The following is a 9,601-nucleotide window of genomic DNA, read 5'->3' as shown; positions in this document are numbered from 1 at the left end:
GGTTGCTGGCACTTCCATTCCAGCCGGATACGCCGCCTTTCTCAATCCCGCCTGTACACCACTTTCGACAGTAACTCGATAAAGGTAGCTGCCAACCCGTTTGCCGACCATGGCAGTCCTCCATCCCCCCCCTGGAATTGCACTCTGACCGACTAGACCCTCGTCCCGGTCAGAACTCAGAGCTACAAGGAACCGACGAACGGTAAGTATAGCGGGCGGCGCCGCAGCCCGCCCATTACACAGGCTGGCCACCAGTGGTCCCAGTTGCCAAGGTCGACGTTGCCTACGACGAGTGCAGCTATGACGGGTTCACACGCGAGGATGGGTTACGTATGATTCACCGTCGTGAACGTTATAAATGACGTACCCAGCCGGTGCACACACGTACGGTGACAAGAATGGAATCTGGATACTCGTACTCATTCCCGGCAACTCGCGGGATGCAGGCAGGGAAGCCGTTTTACATCGCGATGTGCCCCATGAGGATTGTCCCTCGGATATTCACGTTCGACGAAGAGGACGTACCGCCCGAGCTGCGTGCGCAACGCAAGCTCAACTATCAGCGGATACCGGCTATCGCCCGATACCTGCTGGATAAACCAGACGGCTATATCTTCTCCGCACTGACTGCTTCCGTTGACTCGACCGTCGGTTTCGACCCCATTGCGAACTCCGGCCCGTCCGCGAATCTTGGCATGCTAAGTATACCGATGGATGCGACCATCCTCATCAATGATGGACAGCACCGTCGTGCCGCCATTGAAGAAGCCGTGAAGGAAAACCCAGACCTGGGTCACGACAACATCGCTGTGCTCTTCTTCGTTGACGAGGGCCTCAAACGCAGCCAACAGATGTTCGTCGACCTCAACATGTATCAAGTGCGTCCTGACCCCTCGTTGATCACCCTTTACAATCACGCGGATCAGGAGTCAGCCGTTGCCTCGGAAATCGCAACTAACTGCGAGCCATTCGCTGGCCTGACGGACCTGGAACGCAGCAGCTTATCCAAGCGCAGTAACAAGCTCTTCACCTTGAGCAGCGTCAAGCACGCCAACCGTACTTTACTTAACAAGGGCCGCAACGACCGGTTCACGGATGATGAGGTCGACCTTGCCAAGCGGTTCTGGGCCGTCGTAGGGGAGCTTCTGCCCTTCTGGAAGCTCGTAAAGAGGGGGGAGCTCGCAGCAAGCACGGTCCGCGAAGAGCATATCTTCAGCCACGGGGTTGTACTTCAAGCGATGGGCATCGTCGGACGCTACGTCATCGGGCATTACCCAGACGACTGGTGGAACAGATTAGCGCCTCTCGGCGCAATCGATTGGTCCAAGTCGAACACGGCACTCTGGAGCGGACGTGCCATTCAATATGGCAAGGTCACAAAATCGAAAGCCTCCATGGTACTCACCGTCAACGGTATTAAGAAACAACTAGGACTCGAGCTAACCCCCGAAGAAGGCCGTATCGAAAAGGAGTATCAGGATGAGCGTCGCTGAGCACGAGATTGGTACGCTCGGCGACATCATCGCCAGCGGGGACATCCCGGGCGTGGACGCAGGGGGATGCATCCACGAAATCCAGAAAATGTATCTGCATGACGAGCGGCCGTGGGTTGTCGGCTACAGCGGTGGTAAAGATTCGACGATAACAGCGGAGCTCGTATATCACGCCATTCAGCTGCTACCCAGTCATGAACGGCACAAACCAGTATTCGTAGTGTCATCAGACACGCTCGTTGAAACACCGGTCGTAGTAAATCTCATCCGAGATACGCTGGACGCCATCAACAGTGCCGCTGAAAGGGACGAGCTGCCGATCACCGCGCACCAGGTTACCCCGAGAGTTGAAAAGACATTCTGGGTCAACTTGCTCGGGAAAGGCTATCCGGCGCCAACACCGCAGTTTCGTTGGTGCACGGAGAACATGAAGATTGATCCGGTTACTGCCTTCATTAAGGACAAGATTTCTCGTTACGGGGAAGTCGTCGTCGTTCTCGGTGCCCGTACCGATGAGAGCTCTACGCGCGCTCAAGCGATGCAGAGGCACGCCATCGAAAACTCGCGTCTGAAGCGCCACAGCAGCCTACCCAATGCCTTCGTCTACACGCCAATTGAAGAATGGTCTGCGGATGATGTCTGGATGGCATTACTTCAGGCGCCGACGCCATGGGGCCGTTCCAACCAAGCGCTGTTTGAGCTCTATAAAGACTCCAATCAGGGGGAGTGTCCCTTGGTCATCGACTCGACAACGCCGTCATGCGGCAACTCTCGGTTTGGCTGCTGGACCTGCACCGTCGTCACGAAGGACCGTGCGATGGAAAGCCTCATCGAGAGCGGCGAGACCTGGATGCAGCGCCTATCGGAATTCCGTAACAAGCTCGCCGAGAGCAACAACCCGGGTCAGCGCGAATTTTTGCGAAATTTCAAGCGCCGTACCGGGCGTGTGACATTCTATTCAGCGGACCGCATTGACGATGACTCTGAACACACGAGCCAGGTGGTTCGCGGGCCTTACCTTCTCTCAGTGCGCAAGGCTTGGCTAAAAGAGCTCCTGACGATTGAAAAAGGTCTCTCAGAGACCGAGCACGCAATGAAACTCATCACGCGGCCAGAGCTTCACCAGATCCGCCAAGAGTGGCTTAACGACCCAAACGAGCCCGACTGGGAAGACTCCCTGCCCAAGATCTTCCGCGAGGTCTACGGCGAAGATTTAGACTGGGTGCAAAACGATGCCGGTGCCTTTGGCAGTGAGGAGGCGGAGCTGATTAGCGAGCTGGCTACCCAACATGGGACGTCGCCGCAGCTGGTCATGCGCTTGCTAGACCTCGAACTCTCCCTGGACGGCCTGAGCAAGCGGTCCGGGATCTTTCAGAAGATGGGAAGCATCCTTCACCAGGACTGGGATTCCCTCGAAGAGATTCAGGCAACCAGAACCGTCAACGGTACCCAGGAATACCGCCAAGTCGCCAAAGACCTCGCCCTTGAAGGACGTACGACTGACAACGGCAAATCCCGACGATACCGAGACGTGTTCGAAGAAGTCAGCGACAAACTCCTCGCTGAGACCGAACACTACGACGCACTACTCAAGGAGCTGGAGAGTTCGACGCCATGATTATTAAGGAGATCAGAGTAACGGACTTCCGCTCCTTCGCCGGCACGCACAGTATTGACGTCGCACCACGCGATGGAGGGCTTGGCCAAAGCCCTATTATCCTGTTCGGTGGGCTCAATGGCGCAGGCAAAACGACTTTGCTGACCGCCGTACGTCTTGCTCTATACGGCAAACAAAGCCTCGGCCTCGGCACGTCCGTACGCGAATATCACAAATTCCTGGCCGCCAGCATCCATCGCAATGCCAATCAGGTCATCCAGCGCGACGCCGCCAGCGTCGGCCTCCGCTTCACCTATGCCCGCCATGGACGAATTGAAGAGTTCACTGTCACAAGGTCCTGGTCGTCCACAGGCAATTCCATCCGCGAGCAACTACAAATCGAACGAGACGGGCAACCCCTCACCGAGCTCACCCCCGAGCAAGCCCAAGGCTTTCTCAATGAGCTCATACCGATTGGCGTCGCAGATCTGTTCTTTTTCGACGGTGAGAAGATCGCTGAGCTCGCCGAGGATGACACGGGCGAGGTTCTGGAACACGCGGTAAAGAAGCTGCTCGGCCTAGACATTGTGGAGCGCCTGCACAATGACCTAGGCATCTACCTGCGCCGTGAGAAGGCTCAACGGCTGCCCGATGATATTCGCGCCGAGGTTCGCGCCGACGAGCAGCGTATGGAGGAAGCACTCGCGGAAAAGGATCGAGCTGTCAGCGAGTATGAGCGGTTGAACACCGAGCTACAGCAGGTCAACCAGGCCATTGATGCAACCGAGCGTCGTATGGCTGAGCGAGGTGGCGCCTGGGCGGAATCAAGGGAAGCCGAGAAAGAGGAACAAGCCAGACTGATAGCCCAAAGAGACCACCTTAAGAAGGAACTCCTCCGGGAGATGGGCGGTGCCTATCCACTATCCTTTGCGACGGAAAGCATCAAGGCCTTGCTCGCTGATATGGAGCGAGCCAGCGAGCAACGCACACAGCGTCGACTTGCGGACACCCTTAGCAGCCGCCTCGACGATGCCTATGGGCGACTAGCGCAACAGCTTGATCGCGCTCCGAACGAGACTGCCCAGAACGTCCTCCAGGAGACGTTCAGCGACCTTCTATCTCAACCGGAACGACCACCAGCCCACCTGGACGTGAGCGATACCCAGCTCGCAACCTACAAATCATGGTTTGAGAATGACATCCCGAAGAGTGCAGACCGGGTCAAAGATCTGCGTAAGGAACTCGCAGATACAGAAGAAGCACTTGAGCAGAGCAGCCTCCGCATAGAGCGTTCACCCGACTCCGACACCCTTGCGGGCTATCTCAAGGAACTAAAGCAGCTGAATACGCGCGCCGGTGAACTCCGCAACGCGCTCAAGGAGCAGCTGCAGCGAATTAAGGGCCATTTGCGCGAGTGCCAGGCACTCAACCGCCGCATCCAAGCCAACCAAGAAAGCCTTCGGAACGCGGAAGGGCAAACCCGCGCACTCGACCATGCGGAAAGCGTGCGCAACCTCACCACCGATCTCACGCAAGACATCGCCGCTCGGAAACTACGCCAGCTTGAGGTCAACTTCCTTGCATCCTATCGGCGACTCGCGCGCAAGGAAGACGTGGCGGTAAACGTCCGCATTGATCCCAAAACGTTCGATATCACCCTATTCGACGAAGGCGACAACCCCATTTCCAAGGCTGATATTTCCGCTGGCGAAAAACAGATTTATGCTGTGGCAATTCTTGAGGCGCTAGCGACGACCTCTGGCCGCCAGCTACCTCTAATCGTCGACACTCCCCTGGGACGACTCGACTCGGCTCATCGCCACAACCTTGTGAGCCAATACTTTCCAAACGCTAGCCACCAAGTGTTAATTTTGTCGACTGACACGGAAATAGACGCAGACTTGCATCACGACCTTGGCGACGCTTTGTCCCACACGTACCAATTAGCTTACGACCCTCAGGCCCACACGTCGTACGCAGAACCCGGCTACTTCTGGCACACTCCACGACACTTGACTATTGGAAATGATGCTGCCAAACAGACTCAACTTATATAAAGCTACTGAAGACCAGCTGAAGGCCTTCAAGCAACAAACTGGCATCACCCCCAACGTAGCCGCACGCGTTGCCTTTGCGGTTTCACTTGATAAGGGTTACATCCACACGGATGACGGCACTAGGCCAGACGGCACTCTCAATCTAGATCGCTCCACTTGGTTTGGGGAATACATAACGCTATATGAGGCGCTATTGGTGGCGCTGTATCCAGAGGCTTCATCCGAGAAACTTGAACGTGCCTGGGCCAGGCATGTGGAGGCCGGGCTCCCCGACTTGAGGAATGAATTACTCTAACTCGGTAGCGATACTAGGATAACGCCCCGGCTAGATATTTGAATTGCGCTTACGTGCGCTCGCTAAGCGCGAGGCCATTGAGTTCTAAGAGTACACCAGATTCGGGACACTTTACGAATCACCACATATAAAATACTGCAGCCGGAAAACTATCCGTTTATGAATATGGCGGGCTCATGCCAATTCTATCCAGCACTCGCGCCCCGAACTGAACGCCTACGTCAAGCCCGTTCTCCCTGCTACACTTTCTGACCAGCGCTCTCCAAGCCCCCCCCTGTATCGCATCCAACTTCTGCAGGCCTTGTTGGAGATACGTAACACATTGATGCGCATGCTCCGCGCACGCGTACGATGTTCCGTGCCCAAGTGCGTTTCTGTTTCTAAGGTCTATAACATGGCGAAGCTGCGTCTCGTTCGCTTCACCCAGTGAACTCCTCAACCGAAGCGGCAACTCTCGAATCAACCCTCCAACCCCCGCCATTTTCTTATTCCTTACCCTAAGGTCTCCTCCTCCGGCTATCTCCGCCACCCCGGACTCCAACAAATTGGACTGTAAATAGGTCTCCAGCGAACGAACGCACATCACAATAGCTTCGCTATAACGTTCAATTTCCCTCAATTTAACTGATCTCCAAAAGAAATAGGCACTCCACCAAACTAGCAAGTTGACAATCCCATTTGCATCACGCCTAAACGCTCGCTCCCTCAGCGACCTTCCGATTCGGACAAAATCCTGCCTGTTTTTCAAAACCTCCCGACCAAAATATTGCTCAGCAACCTCGTTGCGCTCACCCCCCCACAAGAACGTCGGATTACGAGCGATATCTTCGAGGAAAGTAAGTCTTCGCACTGTCGAAGCCTCTCGATCATCTGGCATCCCGAAGAACTTCTTCTCAAGCTCACATACTACGTACAAGCTCTTCAGCTCCGACCGGATGCTTGCCCGCAGGCCGTCTCGCACTACGCTATTCGCGATTTGCCCGACATTACGAATCTCAGATCGAAGCGCTTGCCGATCTCCACTTTCCGTTGCCTGCGCTACAGCATTGAAAGCTGCCACACAGTCTCTAACTCGGCAAAGCCAGAGCTGCGACGTGACCGCATTCTCTGAATTCCCATCATTGATCCGAACAAAACGACAGTCCTTAGTTTCGTCCATGTACGCGGTCTGAACTAAGCCATGCAAAACAGCAGAGTCCGACAGTTCCAAGCTCTTCGATCCAACATATAGAACCTCGTCTCCCGGCCCCCGGCTTCCTTGCCAGGCGACATTCAGACGTTCAACACTACGAGCCGGCCCGAAACCCAGAACAATCGCCCCTTCAGCTTCCCTTGCCTCATCCAAAGCTTCCTCGAGCAGGACATCATCTAACTCGACGTCACCCGTGAGCTCTAGTTCAACCTGCATTTCCATATTTTGGGGCATCGCACTAGAACCTTAGCTCTCGTCATCCTCAGTCGATTCGCCAACCGCATACTCCCCTTCTTCTTCTCTCATTTCCACAATGTCAGCTTCGAAACTGAGGGCCTTCTTCAACGCATCATGAGCCAGAGCCACGTCGTCCTTCACGTGACTTGCCACCAATTCATCGAAACGCGTTGATATATTTTCCTTAAGTTTGCGCCCCGCGCGGACTTCCGCCCAATCCCGCTTAAAGTCTTCTTCCGCTTCAATGAGATCTTCACGCGAGTCCGGGTCTAGTGTTGCGTCTACTCGATATGACGCCTTAAACGCCTTTTTTCGCTCCGACTCATAAATACTCAGAAATTCCCCTGCGGACTCGTACCCTCTAATCGCCAGCTCATCCACGAGCTCGCCCGGCGTACTTTCTGATCCGGTCAGAACGTCCGCAACATTCTGAGCAATATCTCGATTCCCGAGATGCGATAGCACGAACATAAGGAGCGCTTTTCTAGTGTCTTCCTTGGTCTTAATTTTATTTGTATTGAATACTGTGTGTTGCATATACTCATGTGAGTAATGCATTTTCTCGCCTCGGTTTTTTAGCGCTTCATTCAGTAGCGCGACAATACCGCTGGCTGCCCTCTCGGGTGTCAAAGCATAGTCCTGGCATTTCGTTAGAAAAAATCCCCAAGCATTAATCACTGCTCGCTGAAAAAGCGCGTATTGCACTATGCCGGCGCAGTCATACCTCCATGCTTCCGCCTGCTTCATAAAGTTCTGATACTCAACCTGTGCGTCCTCCTGCGATGAACTTATCGGGTTATACAAGAGGACTTTGTTAAGAACCTTCGCTAGATTTGGATCTTTCTCCTGTTCCTGTCGCGCTCTTAACGAATCAACCTGTCTGCAGAACTCGTCGAAGACTCTTCTAAACTCAGTAGTTTCAAAGAAAATCTTGCACAATCCCGGCACTACGGTGTTGCCTACCTGCTCTTGCAGAATAGGCTTCTGAAAGACCGAAAATTTATCCCATTTGACTCGCGGGTAATCGTACTCGTCCCCGCCTTCAGGATTGAGTGTCTCACTTACTTTACCCCCCAGCTTGAGAAGATACTCCATTTTTTTTCTGGGCTGCCTAAATGTTTCATCTAGCGCTTTCCTTATTATCCCAATACTAGTGAGCGAGTATGGGCGATTGATATTATTTGAATCTTTACGCTTCTTAATGTTCCACTCGACCACCGCCAAGCCTTCCTGACCATATTCCTGGAGAACTTTCGAACAAAGAGCTCGACAGGCAAGGTGCGAGATGGAATCATCACCGAGGAGAATCGTAAAGTGGCCCCCAACCACTTCCATAGTTTCATTCACATCGACGAACAAATTCCTGAACACCTCGGAGACAGTTGGTACTCCGCTACCCTGGTTCGCTTTCGACTCAGCTTCTGTCACATGAGGCGGGAACAATATGCAAACGGGAATAGTAAGGTTTGACAGTGCATCGCTCGATTCAGCGTATACTTGCTTCAGCGCAAGCAGACGATGCTGACCATCAATCACGACTAACTTGGATCCGTAATCATCACCGGTAGCTGTACGCAACTTTAGCGATACTTGGCTCCTATTTACGCCTATGTACTCGCTACCATGCTTGAGTTGGAACGATTGGGGCGCATCGCTACGCAAATACTTCAACTGAAAAAGATTCGTCCATTCTCTTATTACCACCTTATCAGCCGGACTCACAACCTCGTCTGGATAATAGGGCTGAAGTTCCTGTTTTTTGACTGGAACGATAGCGACAAGAAGAGGCGGGAAAAAGACCGGTTTTTGCCGTCTTGCCGAGCTAGTCTTTGGTCTGAGATAGGGTTTTAGCTTATCTTCTACTCGCTCATCATCGATATCCCTCTGCATAAGCAGTTCAAAATCAAATTGGCTCATGCGGATATCTCGCGCGAATTCCAGAAATTCGCTGGCCTGTGAGGCTGTGAGACTAGTTGATATGTATTCAACCGGAAAGGAGTCAGACGACTCAAAGTGGCCAAAGCTACCAATAAAGGTGCGATCGAATACTGGCTCCTCTTCGAGACTGGCAAGATCTTGGTCCGTCATTGGGGATTCCTCATGACATTGAGAATTTTGGTTTTGCCATCGCGTGGAAGTAGTCCTCGACGAACATCAATGCATGCTCAGACATACCTCCATAAATATCGACATTTGAACATGAAAAAATAATTTCTGACCAATCAAGACCCGTCTCCCGAAGCCTCTGCCCAAAGCTTGCTTGCTGGGAACCATCAGCGTAGTAGTCTCGTTTGTGTTGAACATACCTATCAAAAAGAGTCTGTCGGGCTGCGACGCCAACGTAGACTGGCGTAAGAAACAGGCTTGAAAAAGCAATTACCTGTGCGACCGCCTTCAGTTCGCGTGTCGGCACTTGGTCGACGGCGTCGACCCAAGCTCCCAGATCAATGGGATTGCAAGAGATACTATAACGAGTTCGAAGAGGCCCACGCTTCGGCTTGTCTGAGAGTGTGCCGTCCAGTTCTGGGGGCTGGAGAATTACTCGCAAGGCGTCGATTCGCTTGCGCAGGATATTGCGAGCTACTTCCAATTCTTCGTCAGTTGCGCGGACGTCTCTGTAAAGACCAAGTGATCCCAGGGTCAATGGCAAAACATAAAATGCGTATATGCCAGGCGACCTGGGGATTTGGTCCGAATGTTCCGCCGTATAGCCTCTTAGGTTCATCTACT

General features: G+C 53.3%; 7 protein-coding genes. 4 read left to right on the top strand and 3 right to left on the bottom strand.

What is annotated here, in order from left to right; genetic code table 11:
- The first annotated feature begins 398 nt into the window (after positions 1 to 398).
- From dndB to dndE, 4 genes are read left to right on the top strand one after another with little or no spacing between them, the layout of a single operon-like run.
- Complete coding sequence (gene dndB / locus ACPEES_RS19960) at positions 399 to 1,493, top strand: DNA sulfur modification protein DndB (RefSeq protein ID WP_435105547.1); 1,095 nt, start codon at positions 399 to 401, stop codon at positions 1,491 to 1,493.
- Entirely contained in the window at positions 1,480 to 3,111 is a 1,632-nt protein-coding gene (gene dndC / locus ACPEES_RS19955) for a DNA phosphorothioation system sulfurtransferase DndC (RefSeq protein ID WP_435105544.1), read from the top strand. Before dndB ends, dndC begins: the two co-directional genes overlap by 14 nt.
- On the top strand, positions 3,108 to 5,147 hold the full coding sequence (dndD, locus tag ACPEES_RS19950) for a DNA sulfur modification protein DndD (RefSeq protein WP_435105542.1): 2,040 nt from the start codon (positions 3,108 to 3,110) through the stop codon (positions 5,145 to 5,147). Before dndC ends, dndD begins: the two co-directional genes overlap by 4 nt.
- Complete coding sequence (gene dndE, locus ACPEES_RS19945) at positions 5,116 to 5,442, top strand: DNA sulfur modification protein DndE (RefSeq protein WP_435105551.1); 327 nt, start codon at positions 5,116 to 5,118, stop codon at positions 5,440 to 5,442. Before dndD ends, dndE begins: the two co-directional genes overlap by 32 nt.
- A 157-nt stretch (positions 5,443 to 5,599) precedes the next feature.
- Here dndE and ACPEES_RS19940 read toward each other — a convergent pair whose 3' ends face one another.
- The 3 genes from ACPEES_RS19940 to ACPEES_RS19930 are packed head-to-tail and all read right to left on the bottom strand — an operon-like array spanning position 5,600 to position 9,596.
- Complete coding sequence (locus ACPEES_RS19940; protein WP_435105540.1) at positions 5,600 to 6,856, bottom strand: hypothetical protein; 1,257 nt, start codon at positions 6,854 to 6,856, stop codon at positions 5,600 to 5,602.
- A 24-nt stretch (positions 6,857 to 6,880) separates the two neighbouring features.
- Complete coding sequence (locus ACPEES_RS19935; protein WP_435105538.1) at positions 6,881 to 8,959, bottom strand: hypothetical protein; 2,079 nt, start codon at positions 8,957 to 8,959, stop codon at positions 6,881 to 6,883.
- Positions 8,960 to 8,969: 10 nt separating this feature from the next.
- Positions 8,970 to 9,596, bottom strand: coding sequence for a hypothetical protein (locus ACPEES_RS19930; protein ID WP_435105537.1), 627 nt, complete (start codon positions 9,594 to 9,596; stop codon positions 8,970 to 8,972).
- Positions 9,597 to 9,601: the final 5 nt, after the last annotated feature.

Origin of the sequence: Arhodomonas sp. AD133, assembly GCF_051195215.1 — a bacterium.
In the GTDB taxonomy this organism is placed as follows: Bacteria; Pseudomonadota; Gammaproteobacteria; order Nitrococcales; family Nitrococcaceae; genus Arhodomonas.
Note: the sequence above shows the minus strand (reverse complement) of the source record. Positions and strands in the feature narration are given on the sequence as shown.